The 16,480-nt window shown below is 46.1% G+C and carries 14 protein-coding genes; 12 read left to right on the top strand and 2 right to left on the bottom strand.

Translation table 11 applies throughout. The features are described from left to right. Nucleotide 1: 1 nt before the first annotated feature. Nucleotides 2–445: a GNAT family N-acetyltransferase gene (locus tag BUA17_RS14640; protein ID WP_063564332.1), complete on the bottom strand. Its 444-nt coding sequence runs from the start codon at nt 443–445 to the stop codon at nt 2–4. Between the two features lie 601 nt (nt 446–1,046). On the opposite strand from BUA17_RS14640, the gene ilvB reads away from it, so the two are divergent. The 4 genes from ilvB (at nt 1,047) to BUA17_RS14620 (ending at nt 6,237) form a co-directional block, all read left to right on the top strand. Further along, entirely contained in the window at nt 1,047–2,798 is a 1,752-nt protein-coding gene (ilvB, locus tag BUA17_RS14635) for a biosynthetic-type acetolactate synthase large subunit (RefSeq protein ID WP_063564197.1), read from the top strand. Further along, complete coding sequence (ilvN, locus tag BUA17_RS14630; protein WP_024628317.1) at nt 2,795–3,277, top strand: acetolactate synthase small subunit; 483 nt, start codon at nt 2,795–2,797, stop codon at nt 3,275–3,277. The genes ilvB and ilvN overlap by 4 nt, the downstream gene beginning before the upstream one ends. 302 nt (nt 3,278–3,579) lie before the next feature. Continuing rightward, the gene (ilvC, locus tag BUA17_RS14625; protein WP_053780427.1) at nt 3,580–4,572 is read left to right on the top strand and encodes a ketol-acid reductoisomerase; all 993 of its coding nucleotides are present in this window, start codon (nt 3,580–3,582) and stop codon (nt 4,570–4,572) included. A 123-nt stretch (nt 4,573–4,695) separates the two neighbouring features. Further along, on the top strand, nt 4,696–6,237 hold the full coding sequence (locus BUA17_RS14620) for a 2-isopropylmalate synthase (RefSeq protein WP_063564198.1): 1,542 nt from the start codon (nt 4,696–4,698) through the stop codon (nt 6,235–6,237). A 226-nt stretch (nt 6,238–6,463) separates the two neighbouring features. On the opposite strand, the gene BUA17_RS14615 is transcribed toward BUA17_RS14620, so the two are convergent. Then, the gene (locus BUA17_RS14615; protein WP_063564199.1) at nt 6,464–7,444 is read right to left on the bottom strand and encodes an aldo/keto reductase; all 981 of its coding nucleotides are present in this window, start codon (nt 7,442–7,444) and stop codon (nt 6,464–6,466) included. Nucleotides 7,445–7,675: 231 nt separating this feature from the next. On the opposite strand from BUA17_RS14615, the gene leuB reads away from it, so the two are divergent. The 8 genes from leuB to BUA17_RS14575 all read left to right on the top strand — a co-directional run bounded on the left by leuB (nt 7,676) and on the right by BUA17_RS14575 (nt 16,469). Then, nucleotides 7,676–8,761 carry a 3-isopropylmalate dehydrogenase gene (gene leuB, locus BUA17_RS14610; protein ID WP_024628321.1) on the top strand — a complete coding sequence of 362 codons (1,086 nt, stop codon included), beginning with the start codon at nt 7,676–7,678 and terminating at the stop codon, nt 8,759–8,761. Nucleotides 8,762–9,034: 273 nt separating this feature from the next. Continuing rightward, a complete protein-coding gene (locus BUA17_RS14605) occupies nt 9,035–9,574 on the top strand; it encodes a peroxiredoxin (RefSeq protein WP_024628322.1) in 540 nt (179 codons plus the stop codon). 363 nt (nt 9,575–9,937) lie between these two features. Beyond that, nucleotides 9,938–10,354, top strand: a complete 417-nt coding sequence (locus BUA17_RS14600) for a hypothetical protein (protein ID WP_024628323.1) — start codon at nt 9,938–9,940, stop codon at nt 10,352–10,354. A gap of 443 nt (nt 10,355–10,797) precedes the next feature. Continuing rightward, nucleotides 10,798–11,901 carry an ATP-binding protein gene (locus tag BUA17_RS14595; RefSeq protein ID WP_063564200.1) on the top strand — a complete coding sequence of 368 codons (1,104 nt, stop codon included), beginning with the start codon at nt 10,798–10,800 and terminating at the stop codon, nt 11,899–11,901. A gap of 127 nt (nt 11,902–12,028) precedes the next feature. Beyond that, complete coding sequence (locus BUA17_RS14590) at nt 12,029–12,997, top strand: AAA family ATPase (RefSeq protein WP_063564201.1); 969 nt, start codon at nt 12,029–12,031, stop codon at nt 12,995–12,997. Nucleotides 12,998–13,000: 3 nt separating this feature from the next. After that, a complete protein-coding gene (locus tag BUA17_RS14585; RefSeq protein WP_072734049.1) occupies nt 13,001–14,116 on the top strand; it encodes a DUF58 domain-containing protein in 1,116 nt (371 codons plus the stop codon). After that, nucleotides 14,113–15,429, top strand: a complete 1,317-nt coding sequence (locus tag BUA17_RS14580; RefSeq protein WP_072734048.1) for a hypothetical protein — start codon at nt 14,113–14,115, stop codon at nt 15,427–15,429. The genes BUA17_RS14585 and BUA17_RS14580 overlap by 4 nt, the downstream gene beginning before the upstream one ends. A gap of 83 nt (nt 15,430–15,512) precedes the next feature. Further along, the gene (locus tag BUA17_RS14575; RefSeq protein ID WP_063564204.1) at nt 15,513–16,469 is read left to right on the top strand and encodes an aldolase catalytic domain-containing protein; all 957 of its coding nucleotides are present in this window, start codon (nt 15,513–15,515) and stop codon (nt 16,467–16,469) included. Nucleotides 16,470–16,480: the final 11 nt, after the last annotated feature.

Here is a 16,480-nt window from a genome sequence, read left to right as displayed (position 1 = left end):
TTTATAATGTTTTTTCCAACTCGTAACAGCGGCTTAACATAATGTATCGAATGGTGATATATCCATTTTTCTGGTAAAATCGAAGACCTTTTGTGTTGCCTTCGTCAACCATCACTTTGGATCTTTTGCAACCACGAGATGCTGCGAAATTCTCGGCTTTGAGCAGCAAGGTCTGACCGTATTTCTTTCGCTGTTCTTTTGTAGCAACAGCCATCATATCCACATACAGCAGTTCGCCGTGCATGAGAAAATGGATGAATGCGACAGCTTCGTTGTCAGGATTCGATGAGACAACAAAGGTCATGCCCCTGTTCATTCGCAGGGGTATTTCTTTGCGTATTTTATTAATTTCAATTTCACTCATATGAGATAGAGGAACAAGTTGAGAGTCAATCAGCCTCATTATGGCGGCATCATCCAGCTTGGATTTACGTTGCCGAATCACCATCGGAAGCCTCCTTTCAGGACCAGTCGTGCTGCTCGTATATCCTATGCCTGAGGCAAGTTGAAAGGTGACTGAATGAAGCATTGGGATTGGGGTAACGTTAAAGATGGAGAATGAAGGAATTAGGGACGTTCTGAATTTTTATACAAAAGGGGTATTGACTTATCGGTTAGAGGAATCATATAATGTTCCTAACATTTAACGAGAATATTTCATCGGCTATGAAGAGGACGAAGTTTTAAGGGCTCTTTTGCTCAGAGAGTGGCTGGAATTGCTGAAACCACCACCATTACCCCTTATATACGAGCTCACCTCGGAGCTGTTTTCCTGAAAAGCATTGGATGTCACTCCATTGGGTATTAGGGAAAATCGTATGTCTGCGTTACAGACAACAGGTATGGAGAACGGGTATATCCGTTTGATCTATCGTTTTTTGTACCTGGTAAGGTCCGTTATTGCGAAATTTCGGACAAAGTTGGGTGGTACCACGGAAGCAACAACCTTTCGTCCCTCGCAAGCATAAACTTGTTTGCAGGGATGGAAGGTTTTTTTTGTAACTTTAAATGTCAGAATGATGTAAATTCCGAGAGGAGGATGACTGATGGGAGCTCAAATTCCAGAAGTACGATCGACAGATGAATTACGTGAAAAATGGATGAAGCCGGAGGTCATTAGCGGTTCCGAAATTCTGCTGAGAAGCTTGTTGCTGGAAGGTGTAGAGTGTGTTTTTGGTTACCCGGGCGGCGCAGTGTTGTACATTTACGATGCGATGTATGGTTTCGAGGATTTCAAGCACGTGTTAACCCGTCACGAACAAGGCGCCATTCATGCAGCTGACGGATATGCACGGGCGAGCGGAAAAGTGGGTGTCTGTATCGCTACCTCCGGACCTGGAGCAACGAATCTAGTTACGGGTATTGCAACAGCGTATATGGATTCCGTACCACTCGTAGTCATTACGGGGAATGTAATTTCCAGCCTGATCGGCTCAGATGCTTTCCAGGAAGCGGACATCACCGGAATCACAATGCCAATCACCAAACACAGTTACCTGGTAAAAGACGTAGAAGATCTGCCACGTGTCATTCATGAGGCATTCCATATTGCGAATACAGGTCGTAAAGGTCCCGTATTGATCGACATTCCGAAGGATGTATCGGCAAACAAAACGTTGTTTGAACCGGTGACTGAACCTGTTACATTGAGAGGGTACAACCCACGGACAGTACCGAACAAACTTCAGGTTGATCGTCTGGCTCAGGCGATTCAGGAAGCAGAACGTCCGATGATTCTGGCAGGCGGCGGTGTAGTTTACTCCGGTGGACACGAAGCACTGTTCGAATTTGTGGAGAAGACAGGCATTCCAATCACGACAACACTTCTCGGACTTGGAGCATTCCCGAGTGGTCACGAATTGTGGACCGGGATGCCGGGTATGCACGGAACATACACTTCCAATCAGGCGATTCAAAAATCGGATTTGCTCATCAACATCGGCGCACGCTTCGATGACAGGGTAACAGGCAAGCTGGACGGATTCGCTCCACATGCCAAAATTGTGCACATTGATATTGATCCGGCTGAAATCGGCAAAAACATTGCAACCGACATTCCAATCGTTGGTGATGTGAAAACGGTTCTCGAAATAGCGAACAAAGAGGTTCAACGTGCTGAACGTGCGGATGCTTGGAGAGATCAGATCAAACAATGGAAACAAGAGAAACCTTACAGCTACACAGATTCAGATGAAGTATTAAAACCGCAATGGGTTGTGGAAATGCTCAATGATACAACCAAAGGTGAAGCAATCGTGACTACGGACGTTGGACAGCATCAAATGTGGGCAGCCCAATATTACAAATTCAACCAACCGCGTTCATGGGTAACCTCTGGTGGACTAGGAACGATGGGTTTTGGATTCCCTTCTGCAATTGGCGCTCAAATGGCCAATCCAGACAGGCTCGTGATTTCCATCAATGGTGACGGCGGCATGCAGATGTGTTCTCAAGAACTCGCAATTTGTGCCATTAACAACATCCCGGTGAAAATTGTTATTATCAACAATCAGGTCCTTGGAATGGTACGTCAGTGGCAAGAGATCATCTATGAGAACCGTTACAGTCATATCGATCTGGCAGGCAGCCCTGATTTTGTAAAACTTGCTGAAGCTTATGGCGTAAAAGGATTGCGTGCAACCAACAAGGAAGAAGCCGAGCGTGCTTGGCAAGAAGCCCTGGATACACCAGGACCGGTCGTTGTTGAATTCGTAGTACGCAAGGAAGAAAACGTATATCCAATGGTTCCGCAAGGAGCGACAATCGATCAAATGCTGATGGGGGATGCTGAGGAATGATAAGACATACGATTTCGATATTGGTCAACGATCAGCCTGGCGTCCTGCAGCGGGTATCAGGGTTGTTCGGTCGACGGGGATTCAACATTGAGAGCATCACGGTAGGTCAATCCGAGGAACCGGGTTTGTCCCGGATGGTCATTGTGACGATCGGTGATGACAAAACGTTGGAACAGATTGAAAAGCAACTCTACAAAATCATCGATGTCATCAAAGTGGTTGATTTCAGTCTGAAACCGATGGTTGCCCGTGAACTTGCATTGATCAAGGTAAAGGCAGAGCCATCTGAACGTCCAGAAATTCTGGGTGTGGTGGAGACATTCCGTGCATCTGTTGTAGATGTTGGTCCAGGCAGCCTGATTGTACAGGTGGTCGGGGATACAGATAAAATTGATGCGATGATTGAACTGCTTAAGCCATACGGCATTCGCGAACTGTCACGTACAGGCATAACTGCATTGGTACGAGGCAACGTTTAAGCAATTATATTGAGAAAAAAGCATGGTCTGATGCTTATCGACGGAACGACAATGATGTGTTAGCAGCATTAAGCTGAGAAATACCGTTCATCTTAGATGAGGTGCCAGTCCCGTACAAGTTGCAATTTAACATTTTAGTGATGTAACGCTTGACTATATAGCCACACACCCGCATTAATGGGCGGGTGTCTGAACGGATCGGATCAGACCAGAGACGCTAAAGCAGGAAAAGCGTGCCGGTCCCTTGAGACACCCGCTCATTAATGAAGGGTTCTTTACAATACAAAGGAGGACTTATAAACATGCCAGTAACTACTTATTATGAACAGGATGCAGAGCTTAACGTATTGAAAGGAAAAACGATTGCGGTCATCGGTTACGGTAGCCAGGGCCATGCCCAAGCTCAAAACCTGCGTGACAGTGGATTGAACGTAGTCATCGGACTTCGTGAAGGTAAATCTTTTGACACTGCAAAAAATGACGGATTTGAAGTTCTGTCCCCGGCTGAAGCTACTAGCCGTGCAGACGTAGTTCAAATTTTGCTGCCTGACGAAACACAAGCTTCTGTATACAAAAACGAAATCGAACCAAACCTGAAAAAAGGCGCTGCATTGCTCTTCTCCCACGGTTTCAATGTTCATTTCGGTCAAATCGTTGCTCCAAAAGACAGCGATGTATTGCTGGTAGCTCCTAAGTCCCCTGGTCACATGGTACGTCGTACCTACGTGGAAGGATTCGGTGTACCGGGCCTGATCGCAATTGAGCAAGATGCAACAGGTAAAGCAAAAGATATCGGTTTGGCTTATGCTAAAGGTATCGGTTGCACGCGTGCAGGGGTTATCGAAACTTCCTTCCGTGAAGAAACAGAAACAGACCTGTTCGGTGAGCAAGCTGTTCTGTGTGGTGGTGTAAGCGCCCTGGTAAAAGCTGGATTTGAAACATTGACAGAAGCGGGTTACGCTCCTGAAATGGCATACTTCGAGTGTCTGCACGAATTGAAATTGATCGTTGACCTGATGTATGAAGGTGGACTTGCAAGCATGCGTGATTCCATCAGTAACACAGCTGAGTACGGTGACTATGTAACTGGACCTCGCGTAGTAACTGAAGATACGAAGAAAGCAATGAAAGAAGTTCTGACAGATATCCAACAAGGTAAATTTGCACGTGACTTCATCCTGGAAAACCAATCCGGTCGTGCATTCCTGACAGCAACTCGTCGCAATGAAGCTGAACACCCAATCGAAGTGGTTGGCGGACAATTGCGTGAGATGATGCACTGGATCAAGAAGTAAGCATTCGTTTTAAGGTAATCTAGTAAACTTACAGCTTTAACCGGGAATAGCGGCCGTGCATATGCGTGTGCCGCTATTACTGGTTTAGAGGAACATAAAATACAAGTCTAGGAGGTGCGAGGCGTGCGTAAAATCTATGTATTTGACACAACGCTGCGTGATGGAGAACAATCCCCGGGGGTCAATCTGAATACTCGTGAAAAGGTGGAAATTGCGCACCAGCTCGAGCGGCTTGGTATTGACCGGATGGAAGCCGGTTTCCCCGCGGCCTCTCCAGGCGATTTGGCGGCAGTTAATGCAGTAGCCAAAGCGGTCAAAAACGTTACCGTCATTGGCTTGTCCCGCTCCAGAGAGCAGGATATCGATGCGGTGAAAGAGGCATTGAAGGGCGCTCAAGACCCGTGTATCCATATCTTTTTGGCAACTTCACCTATTCACCGTCAGCATAAATTGCGGATGGACAGAGCTCAGGTTCTCGATACAGCTCGTTCCGCAATTCGTTATGCGAAGAAAACTTTTTCGAAGCTTGAATTCTCGTTGGAGGACGCAGGTCGTACCGAGTATGATTTCCTCGTTGAGATGGTAAATATGGCAGTGGAAGAAGGGGCAGCTGTTGTAAATATCCCGGATACGGTGGGCTATCTGAGCCCATATGAGTACGGTAATATTTTCAAACATCTTAAGGAAAACGTACACAACATTGATAAAGTGCAGCTGAGTGCACACTGTCATAATGATCTGGGGATGGCAACTGCCAACACGCTTGCAGCCATCCTGAATGGAGCCGATCAAATTGAGGGCACCATTAACGGCATTGGTGAACGTGCAGGTAATACCGCGATTGAAGAGATTGCCATGGCACTGGAGACACGTCAGGAATTTTTCCAGGCGAGAACTTCGCTGCAACTTTCTGAAATTGCTCGGACCAGCCGCCTCGTGAGTCGTTTGACGGGTATGGTTGTGCCTGGAAATAAAGCGATTGTTGGTGCGAATGCGTTTGCACACGAATCCGGAATTCACCAAGATGGCATGCTGAAAGAGAAAACAACATACGAAATTATGACGCCAGAGACCATCGGTCTGAAGGAAAGTAAGCTCGTACTGGGTAAACACTCGGGACGTCATGCCTTCCGTGAGCGCTTGATTGAGTTGGGTTATGAACTGGAAGATGAAGCATTGAACCGTGCTTTTGCCCAATTCAAAGATCTGGCTGATAAGAAAAAAGAAGTGACAGATGAGGATTTGCTGGCGGTCATCGAAGAGAAATTGCAGGATGCACCTGAGGTGTTTAAACTGGAATCCATCTTTGTGACGTATGGTGATGAATCTACTCCAACGGCTAAAGTTCGTATTGCTACACTTGATGGTGATACGGTGGAACAACAAGCAGAAGGAAATGGTTCGGTAGATGCCATCTATAATGCAATTGACCAAGTGAGCGGGGAAGAGGTCACGCTATCCGACTACTCGATAAAATCGGTTACACATGGTAAGGACGCATTGGGTGAGGTACACGTCGTACTTACTCAAAACCAAATATCTGTACAAGGACGTGGCGTAAGCACCGATATTCTGGGTGCCAGTGCACGTGCTTATGTCGATGGATTGAACAAGTTGATCGAAAAACGCAAGACTTACACGAATCGCGTTAATGTGAACCTTTAACACATCATTTGCAGCAAGCAAAGCTCTTCATTGGACTGGAATTCGTCTGGCTGGAGAAGCTGAGATGGAGTCCCCAGCCCTAAGTATTGTAGTTCAGTGAGGTACATAAAAAGTCTGACCCTCAACATTTGAAGGTCAGACTTTTTTGTTGTTACGTATAGGATAATTGCATTATTATTTAGAGCATTTTTATTGAAAAGACGCACTCAGTTAAGCTGATAAGCTTTTACCAAGCATAAGCGTTTGGAGCTTGTCCTCCCGGACCTGGGAAGATTTCATCCAAACGTTTGAGGACCGCTTCTTCCAAAGGTACATCCAAACATTTAAGCGCAGTTTCAAACTGCTCCAGCGTACGAGGCCCAATAATGGGTGCGGTAACTGCTGGATTGGCGGCAACCCAAGCCAAAGCTATGGTATCCTGTGGTTCGCCGAGTTCGCGGCAAAGTGCTGCGAATTGTTCCAACTGAGTTTGATGGGATTCAATCCGTTCAGCAATGCCTCCACTGCGTGTACCTTCCAGCTTCTGGAGGGCATTGCGTCCAAGTAAACCACCATCAAGCGGACTCCATGGAATAACGCCAAGGCCCAGTTCTTTCGCTGCGGGCAGCACTTCGAGCTCAGGCAAACGGCAGTTAAGACTGTATTTATGCTGCTCGGATACAAGACCGAGGAAATGGCGATTTTTGGCCTCGCTTTGGGCAACGGCAATCTGCCAACCAGCAAAGTTACTTGAACCTACATAACCAATTTTGCCTTGATGAACAGCGTTCTCAAATGCGCCCCAAAGCTCGTCCCACGAGATGGCGGGATCAACATGGTGCATCTGGTACAATTCAACATGATCGGTTTGCAGGCGGCGGAGGGAACCTTCCAGATGCCGTCTGATTTTGTAAGCGGAGAGACCTGCATCATTGTTTGGACCGTCTGTATCGTCGTGCATAGAGCCATAGACTTTGGTCGCAAGAACAACTTTTTCACGTCTGCCGCCGCCCTGTTTAAACCAGCGCCCAATGATTTCTTCGGTGAGACCCGAATTTTCGCCCCAGCCGTAAATGTTAGCGGTATCAAAAAAGTTCACACCAGCATCGAGTGCCGCATCCATGATACGGAATGCCTCTTTTTCGTCTGTAGCAGGACCAAAGTTCATCGTGCCGAGACAGATCCGGCTGACTTTAAGACCTGATTTTCCCAAGTACGTGTATTGCATGATTGCAATCCCTCCTGAGTTACCTGAATTTGTCTTCAGGCTTTATTTTAACTCAGTCAGAGGTACAGAACAACCAATCTTAAACCACTTATAGGTAAAAACTATTAAAGTCATAGATTGTATATCTTGGTCAAATGACCTCTGAATATGATACAAAGGAGAGAGTTAAAAATGACACGTTAATTATTGAAGTGAATAACCGAATGAATGGATATAAGGAGTGGACAACCCATGGCAGACGTGAAAAAAATTGCAGTTATCGCAGGTGACGGAATTGGTCCTGAAGTTGTAGCAGAGGCAGAGAAAGTTCTCAAACGTACGGAGGAAGTGTTCGGATACCGTTTTGAGACAGAGCATGCGCTGTTTGGTGGAATCGCTATTGATGAGAAAGGTACGCCGCTTCCTGAAGAAACACTGACAGTATGTAAGAGTGCAGATGCTGTGCTGCTCGGAGCCGTTGGTGGCCCAAAATGGGACAACAACAGCAAGGAATTGCGTCCGGAAACAGGCTTGCTCGGCATTCGCAAAGCGCTCGGATTGTTCTCAAATCTGCGTCCGGCAGTGGTATTTGATTGCTTGAAGGATGCTTCCACCTTGAAACCGGAAGTGCTGGAAGGTACGGATCTGATGGTCGTGCGTGAGTTGACCGGGGGAATCTACTTTGGTGAAAAGTTCAGACGTGAAGGTGCACAAGGCGAAGAAGCAGTGGATACATGCGTATATAATGTAACTGAAGTGGAGCGCATCGTTCGTCAGGCTTTTGTAATTGCCCAAGGACGTAGCAAAAGATTGGCTTCGGTAGATAAAGCTAACGTGCTGGAAACTTCCCGTCTTTGGAGAGAAGTCGTTAACCGTGTAGCACCGGAATATCCGGATGTTGAAGTGGAACATGTGCTTGTAGACAACTGTGCAATGCAGTTGCTGCGTCGTCCATCCAGCTTTGACGTTATTGTGACTGAAAATATGTTCGGAGATATCCTTAGTGATGAAGCAGCGATGCTGACAGGTTCGATCGGCATGCTGGCATCTGCATCGCTGGGTGAAGGCAGCTTTGGTCTGTATGAGCCAGTACACGGTTCAGCACCAGATATCGCAGGTCAAGGACTGGCGAACCCGATCGCAACGATCCTTTCGCTGGCATTGATGTTCCGTACAACCTTTGGTTATGCAGAAGGTGCTGATGCAATTGAAGCAGCTGTGTCTGATGTACTAAATGCGGGACATCGTACAAGCGATATCGCTGTAGACAAGAGCAAAGCGATCAGCACGACGGAAATGGGCGATCTGATTGTCGCGGCAATTCAGAAACAGGCTTAATAATAGTAAGAACAGTACAGCCCTTTGCTCCGATCCGGAATTGCAGAGGGCTGTATCTTTATGATTTTTGCCACGAAAAATCCTTATTTATAATTATTATAATAAAACAACGATTATAATCTTGACTTTGAGAAGTCCGGATGATAACATTTTACTTGTACTTGTTATCAAGTAACAAACCCATTTTAATTACAGGAAAAGCGTTCTCGTTTTTCTTGATGATGAGCATTCAATGTGAGTGCTTACATAATCCCAAAGGAGGAATTGTTAGTTATGGCAGAACGTTTGGTTGGTAGACCCGCACCGGATTTTGCAATGGAAACAGTATCGGGAGATGGACAAGACTTTGGTTCCGTAAAACTGTCCGATTATCGTGGCAAATGGCTCGTATTTTTCTTTTATCCTTTGGATTTCACTTTTGTGTGCCCAACTGAAATTACAGCTTTGAGTGATGCTGCTGAGCAATTCAAAGCTTTGGATACTGAAGTTCTTGGCGTGAGCGTTGACTCCGTACACAGCCACAAAGCTTGGATCAACACACCTAAAGACAGCAATGGTCTTGGTCAATTGAACTTCCCACTTGCTTCCGACATCACGAAACAAGTTGCTAAAGATTATGGCATTCTGATCGAAGAAGAAGGCGTTGCACTGCGCGGCTTGTTCATCATCGATCCAGAAGGCGAATTGAAATACCAAGTCGTTAACCACAATGATGTAGGCCGTAGTGTTGAAGAAACACTTCGTGTACTGCAAGCTCTGCAATCCGGTGGATTGTGTGCAATGAACTGGAAACCAGGCGACAACAACCTGTAAGCCTGATTGAACTTCAACTTGAACGTTTATTGTTCAAGCCCTCATCCCTCATGGGATTGAGGGCTTTTTGCACCCTTTTGCGAGAATATAAAGCCTAAAGGAAGAAAAGTGTTTAAACAGGGACGTAAACGTGGTAATGATGTAATAGAAGAAAGCCTTCATTTTATCTCTGGAAAGAGGAATCGAAGGGCCTTAAGGCGAATAGGGTATGGAAACCCGGTAAATATTCCGGTGCTCTGCATTTATAATTTGTACATGAATGTGATACACTGATGGAACTATTCCTTTTTCGGAAGTGCTTGAAGTGTACGGGACTGCTATCCATTAAAAAGTCTCGGCACGTTATAAGGAGGGTGAACAAAAATGAGTTACTGTTGTGGGGCAAGTATGGTGGGAACAAAGGGCACGCTGAAGCATTACCGCACCCAGGTTCATAATGTTCCCCTGCTGTTTTGTCCGGTGTGTCACCGGGTAGAAGTGCATTATAAAGTGGAAAATGAATATGAAATTTTGGCTGAATATGCGCATGGAGATGGTGCGTCGGAGATTGATTTTCAAGATTACGTGACGGAAGACGAAGATGCGATTTTTGAAAATTGCGTGAATCGTGAAAGCGAGGATGCTATGGTCATTGTGCAGCGTCAGATCGACATGTCTCTGGATCTACTTCGTCTTGCCAAGGAAATGAAGGATGAGAAGTGGGAAAGTGAACTAAAGCGTCGCTTAGCCGTCATGAGTCAGCGCAGACTCAAAATTCAGCATAACAAGAGTGGACTATAGATTGAATTTAATTATTTAAAATTTAAACTATACAAACGGAGCTTATTCGCTAATCGAGCGAATAAGCTTCGTTTTTGTTGTATATAGAAACTAATTCACGGTTTTTCTTAAAATAATTTCCATTCGACACTTTCTCCGATTGACTCCCTTCTATAAACTTGTCTATGATAAAAACAGACTTGCAAAAGAGGCGGAGCAAAAAATGTTCGTGTTTGGGAATAGGAGAAGGTTAGAATGGAACAGACGTATAATGTTTTCCGGATCGACTCTTGGTTACCCGGAATAGACCAGCTTGGGTTCCGGACATGCCATCCATATTTTCGGCTCAGCCCCCTAATGAAAGGGCACCGGTAATGAAAAATAAAATCGGCCCTTCCTGTTTCTGTGATGATATGATGTCCGAATGGCAAGTTTATCATTTACGTGAAAAGGAGGAACCTGACATGATTAGTGAATTTCAGGATACAGTGCCTCGACCAACGAATGGATTCCCGCCTGTACATCTGGATAACAACAAGTATGAGAATGTCCTGGAACATCTGGATAGCGGTATAATGTTGTTTGACAGTAACGGTGTATTGACATTTATTAACGTTCAAATGGCAAAATTGTTGGAGCTTCCTAGGAGTCTATTGAGCGGCTGCACCCTGATGCAAATGCTGCATCATCCACAGATGAGCCGATTCAAGAAAAAGAAAATTTTACGCATCTATCGGGAAACTATCTTTCATCGTAAGCGCTATCATGAATTGATTGACGAGTATGGCAGGCATTGGCTGGTTACAGTAACGTACGGGGATCAGATGGATGGGGACTTCCTCTTCAGTGTGAAGGATGTTTCCGATTATAAACAGATTGAGCAGACCGCTTATCAGAATGACAAACTTGCAATGTTGGGGCGGATTTCGGCATCGATTGCCCATGAGATTCGCAATCCTTTGACGGCTATCCGGGGATTTATCCAGTTGCTTCGTCCTCATTTGTTGCAATTGGGGAAAGACGAGTACGCTCGAATCATTCTAACGGAGATTGACAGGGCGAACGACATTATCTACGAATTTCTGAATTCCTCGAAACCGTCAGCTCCTCAGAAGACCATTATTTCTGTTAACTCTTTGCTCAAAGAGGTGGTCTTGCTGACAGAAAGCGAAGGATTGATGAAGGGGTGCGAGATCACCCTGGATGAAGCAGAAGTCCCGTTAAATGTGTCCATTGATGTCAAACAGATTAAGCAGGTAATTTTGAATATGGTTAAAAACGCAATGGATGCCATCGAGGATGTGGGCGAAGAGCATACTGGCTTGATTCAGATCTCTACGGGAACCGAGAACAAGTATGTGCAGATATCCATTGCTGATAATGGACAGGGAATGGACCACAACACCCTTGTGCGCCTGTTTGACCCGTTTTTCACCACCAAGGAGAGCGGAACAGGGCTGGGACTTTCCGTGAGTTACCGCATTATCAAAAATCACGGAGGCAATATTTCTGTGGATAGCAAAAAAGGGGAAGGCACCCGGTTCATCATTATGCTTCCCTTGGTGTAGAGGCAAGAGTTATGAAAACAGGAATTGGCCTACCCGCCGATTCCTGTTGTTTTTTGTTGGGACGATTAGGGTTATAGTTAGAATGAATGCGAATACATAGCTCAATTTACGGGAGGAAGAACCAATTATGAATATCCAGGGAATGGAACAAATGAACAAACAGCTAATGGACCATGTAGGGAAGATCATTGTGGGAAAAGACCATACGATTGAGCTTGTAATGACAGCCATCATTGCCTCAGGGCATGTTCTGTTGGAGGACGTACCCGGTACGGGGAAAACCATGTTGGCCAAATCTGTAGCCTCTTCACTGGATTGTACCTTCCAGCGTATTCAGTTCACACCGGATCTGTTGCCATCCGATTTGACAGGTATTCATTTTTTCAACCAAAAAGAAGGTGACTTTGAATTCAGACCTGGCCCCCTGTTTGCCAACTTGGTGCTGGCAGATGAGATTAACCGGGCTACACCGCGTACCCAATCCAGTTTGCTGGAGTGTATGGAGGAACGGCAGATCAGTATTGATGGTTCAACCAGACAGCTGGAACGACCATTTATCGTCATTGCCACACAAAACCCGGTAGATAACCAGGGAACTTTTCCATTACCCGAGGCACAGATGGATCGTTTCATGATGAAGATCCGAATGGGCTATCCAAGCAGTGAAGAAAGTGTAGAAATTCTGAGACGTACGGTAGCGAGCCTTTCTGTTGCCGATCTGTCCGCTATCATTAGTCGCGAGCAGCTGCTTGAGGCACAGAGCACTTATACATCGGTCCAAATCGACGAAGATCTATTACGATATATTATCCGTCTGACAGAAGCGACTAGGCAGCATCCCGAGCTTTCACTGGGCGTAAGCCCACGAGGAGCTCAGGCGTTGCTCAAGGCAAGTCAGGCCTGGGCTGCTTTACATGGCAGAGACTTCGTTCTCCCTGATGATATTAAATTATTGGCGGAGCCCGTGTTAGCCCATCGGCTTGTATTCCGTAACCGGGTGAGACAACAAGAGGGCTTGGCGGAGCGTATTATTCAGGAACTTCTGAGCCAGATTGAAGTGCCGACGGAGAATCTTGCTACAGGCAGCGGGCGATAACATATGGCATTACTATGGCTTGTCGTTGTTGGAGGCATTGTTATTGGAGTACACGGCATATGGTTCGGCCGTCCGGCTTTACGCAAGCTGAAGTATACCAGACAGTTCAGCAAAATGCGTTGTTACGCCGGGGATGAGCTGGAGATGGTTGAGACGATTGCGAATGAAAAACGAATATCGGTTCCATGGCTCAGACTTGAAGCTATGATGCCAGTTTCATTTGTATTCCGTTCCGGCTCAGGCATGGATATCAGTCAGGGAGATATTTATCAGAATCATAAAAGTATCTTTACTTTGAAACCGTTTACCCGTATTACGCGCAAGCATCCTTTTGTATGCAGTAGACGTGGGATCTACACGTTAAACACCGTAACCATGACCGGAGGGGACTTGTTCGGCCTTTGGCGTACCTCGAAGCCTATTCCCGTTCATCTGTCCATGGTCGTCTATCCTTCACTTGTTCATGCGGAGGATCTGCCTGCGATTTATCAGGTATGGCAGGGTGAGGTTGAAGTATCCCGTTGGATTGTTGAAGATCCCTTTCTGATTCTCGGGGTACGACCGTATGGTGCGGGTGATCCGATGAACCGTATTCATTGGAAAGCGAGTGCACGCACAGGAGAATTGCAGGTTTATAAGCAGGGATGGACTGCGGACCCTCAATCCTGGATTGTGGTTAACATTCAGGAGTCAGCAGACATGTGGAGTGTCGTTACCCGCCCCGAGATGATCGAACGGGCACTCCGTTATGCGGCAACAGCCGCGGTAGATGCGATTGGAAGAGGGTTACCCGCAGGATTTGCTCATAATGGCTACCGTGTAAGTGGAGGGCGTGATCCATTACGGATTGAGCCAGATTACGGCAGTCCTCATCTGGAAATGTTACTGGAAGCTATGGCAGAGACGGAGCTGAAATGCATGGTTCCCATGGAGCAGTTCCTGAGTGATGAGGTCGAACGGAATGAAGAGGCTCAGCAGGTTCGCAGTTATCTCTTAATTACGTCCTATGTATCTCCAGCTATGGAACATGAAATTGCGCGTTTGCATGAGCAAGGCCACCGTGTGACCGTACTCCCCGTAGAGGGCGGGAAAAGCGATTCCAAGGCGGTGAGTGCATGAATGAGTCCAACAGCAACAATACCAAGGAAAAAGTACTTTTATCCTTGTCGGCCGTTCTGTTGATTGGAGTATATTTCTATCCGCTATTAACGCTTACTTCTCTCTATGCAACGGGACATTTTCCATACACATTAATGGCTATCTTTGTTATTGCTGGCTGGTTAGGTCAGTGGGTACAACATAGGTTACCAACCATCAGTGAAAAAAACACGTTTATTCGATGGGGTGCAGCGTTGCTTATGGGGCTGTTGGTCTCATTGGTTATCGCACTAGTGTGGGCTTTTCCTTTACCTGATTTGCTGACGGCAGTGGTATGGGGTATTATTTCAGCCTATATTGGGTTGAATTTTCAACCTGTCTTCCGTTCGATTTTGATTTGGCGCTTGCAGATTTGGGGTGTAGTCAGTGCAATTGTGCTTAGTGGGGCGGCCAATGGAATTGAATTCATGCAACCTCTTCGGGCTTACACCGGAACCATATATGCAGCGGGATTAATCAGTTTTGTTGGCTGGTTGGTAGGCCAATACAGTGTGCAGCTGGATCGGGCGATATTAAATGATGGCTCAAAAAGGATCGTGTTACGTAAGTTTGCCCGGGCGAATCATCAGCGTCTGTTATGGATGCTGATTGTGATCGCAGGAATTGGTGCTTTTCCCAGTCTTGTTGCCTGGCTAGGACCACTGCGTGACCGTCTGCTTGCTTGGATCAGAGGTTTAATAGGTTCGAGTTCCAATCAGGAGCCACCTATTACGCCTACAGCTCCAAATGAACCGCCAATGATACCTGAAGGGATGGAACCGGCAGGGGAGCCCTCTGTTTTCTGGGATATCCTGGGTTGGGTAGTCATGGGGGCTGTCGCAGTTGTGATCTTGTGGCTTATCCTACGTTTGGGACAGAAGGCGATAAACAAACTTATGGAGCGTTTCAAAGGGCTACTGCAGCCCGGTCAGAAGAAGGTAGAACCCCGGACGGAGTATGTGGACATTAGCGAAACGTTAGAGGTGCCTGCAAAAACGCGCAAATCCTGGTTCCGCAAGAAGGAGTCGCTGCCCTCACAGGAAGCTGAACGTGTTCGATATTATTATCGAAAGTGGATTGACAGAGCTGCACATCGGGGCGTGCATATACAGGGTGCACATACGCCACTGGAGGCTGCGGAGACGATTGTTCAGCATGGGGCCAGAGAAGATGATCAGAAGCTCTCTGCAATGCTACCAGATACCTATAACGTTGTGCGCTATGGGAAGAAATCTCCAGACGATTCCGAGATGAGTGAGATTGATCGGATATGGAAATCTTATCGAAGTAAATAAGTCGGGAATCCCTTTACTTTTCTTGTTACGTTCAAGTATCATGAGAGGAATACACAAGTTGGTCAGAAAAGGAGCAGACATTAATGAAGACAAATCATTGCAAAATAGTAGATTGTACAATCCGTGATGGCGGATTGGTAAATAACTGGGACTTTAGCGTGGACTTTGTTCAACAGCTCTATGCTGGATTGAATGAAGCGGGCGTTGATTATATGGAAATTGGATACAAAAACTCACCTAAGCTCTTGAAAGGTGCAGAAGAAGCAGGACCATGGCGTTTTCTGAATGATGATTTCCTGCGTAAAGTAATTCCGCAAAAAGGCAATACCAAATTGTCTGCACTCGTTGACGTTGGACGTGTGGACGAAAATGACATTCTGCCGCGCAGCGAAAGCATGCTGGATCTGATCCGTGTAGCTTGTTACAGCAAAGATGTAGACAAGGCACTTGCTCTGGTTCAAACATTCCACGATCGTGGATATGAAACAACGCTGAACATTATGGCATTGTCTAATGTTATGGAAAATGAACTGCTGGAAGCTTTTGAACTGATCAAGGAAAGTTCTGTGGATGTTGTATACATAGTAGACTCCTATGGAAGCCTGGATCATAACGATGTGAAATATCTGGTGGAGAAGTTCAAAACTCATCTGCCGAACAAACGTCTTGGCGTTCACACACACAATAACATGCAACTGGCGTTCTCGAACTCGTTGGTAGCAGCTGAGCTTGGCGTTGAACTGCTGGATGCTTCCGTATACGGTATGGGACGTGCTGCAGGAAACTGTCCTACTGAACTGCTCGTTGCTCATTTGAAAGGCACAAAATACAACCTGCGTCCAGTACTGGGTGTATTGGAGCAATTGATGGTCCCTCTCCGTGAAAAAGAAGAGTGGGGTTACATTTTGCCTTATATGATTACAGGTACATTGGACGAGCATCCTCGCTCGGCGATGGCACTGCGTTCGTCGGAAGACAAAGACAAGGTTGTTGATTTCTATGATAAATTGACAACACCAGAAGTGAATTTTGACAAATAAGCTTGTTGCAT

The sequence above is a fragment of the Paenibacillus sp. ov031 genome (assembly GCF_900143165.1).
In the GTDB taxonomy this organism is placed as follows: Bacteria; Bacillota; Bacilli; order Paenibacillales; family Paenibacillaceae; genus Paenibacillus; species Paenibacillus marchantiae.
This window is presented reverse-complemented; position numbering and strand designations above follow the sequence as displayed.

Excerpts from the sequence above, each read along its gene's own strand:
- ilvB (WP_063564197.1), top strand. The coding sequence starts at position 1,047 with ATGGGAGCTCAAATTCCAGAAGTACGATCGACAGATGAATTACGTGAA.
- ilvN (WP_024628317.1), top strand. The coding sequence starts at position 2,795 with ATGATAAGACATACGATTTCGATATTGGTCAACGATCAGCCTGGCGTC.
- ilvC (WP_053780427.1), top strand. The coding sequence starts at position 3,580 with ATGCCAGTAACTACTTATTATGAACAGGATGCAGAGCTTAACGTATTG.
- BUA17_RS14615 (WP_063564199.1), bottom strand. The coding sequence starts at position 7,444 with ATGCAATACACGTACTTGGGAAAATCAGGTCTTAAAGTCAGCCGGATC.
- leuB (WP_024628321.1), top strand. The coding sequence starts at position 7,676 with ATGGCAGACGTGAAAAAAATTGCAGTTATCGCAGGTGACGGAATTGGT.
- BUA17_RS14605 (WP_024628322.1), top strand. The coding sequence starts at position 9,035 with ATGGCAGAACGTTTGGTTGGTAGACCCGCACCGGATTTTGCAATGGAA.
- BUA17_RS14600 (WP_024628323.1), top strand. The coding sequence starts at position 9,938 with ATGAGTTACTGTTGTGGGGCAAGTATGGTGGGAACAAAGGGCACGCTG.
- BUA17_RS14595 (WP_063564200.1), top strand. The coding sequence starts at position 10,798 with ATGATTAGTGAATTTCAGGATACAGTGCCTCGACCAACGAATGGATTC.
- BUA17_RS14590 (WP_063564201.1), top strand. The coding sequence starts at position 12,029 with ATGAATATCCAGGGAATGGAACAAATGAACAAACAGCTAATGGACCAT.
- BUA17_RS14585 (WP_072734049.1), top strand. The coding sequence starts at position 13,001 with ATGGCATTACTATGGCTTGTCGTTGTTGGAGGCATTGTTATTGGAGTA.
- BUA17_RS14580 (WP_072734048.1), top strand. The coding sequence starts at position 14,113 with ATGAATGAGTCCAACAGCAACAATACCAAGGAAAAAGTACTTTTATCC.
- BUA17_RS14575 (WP_063564204.1), top strand. The coding sequence starts at position 15,513 with ATGAAGACAAATCATTGCAAAATAGTAGATTGTACAATCCGTGATGGC.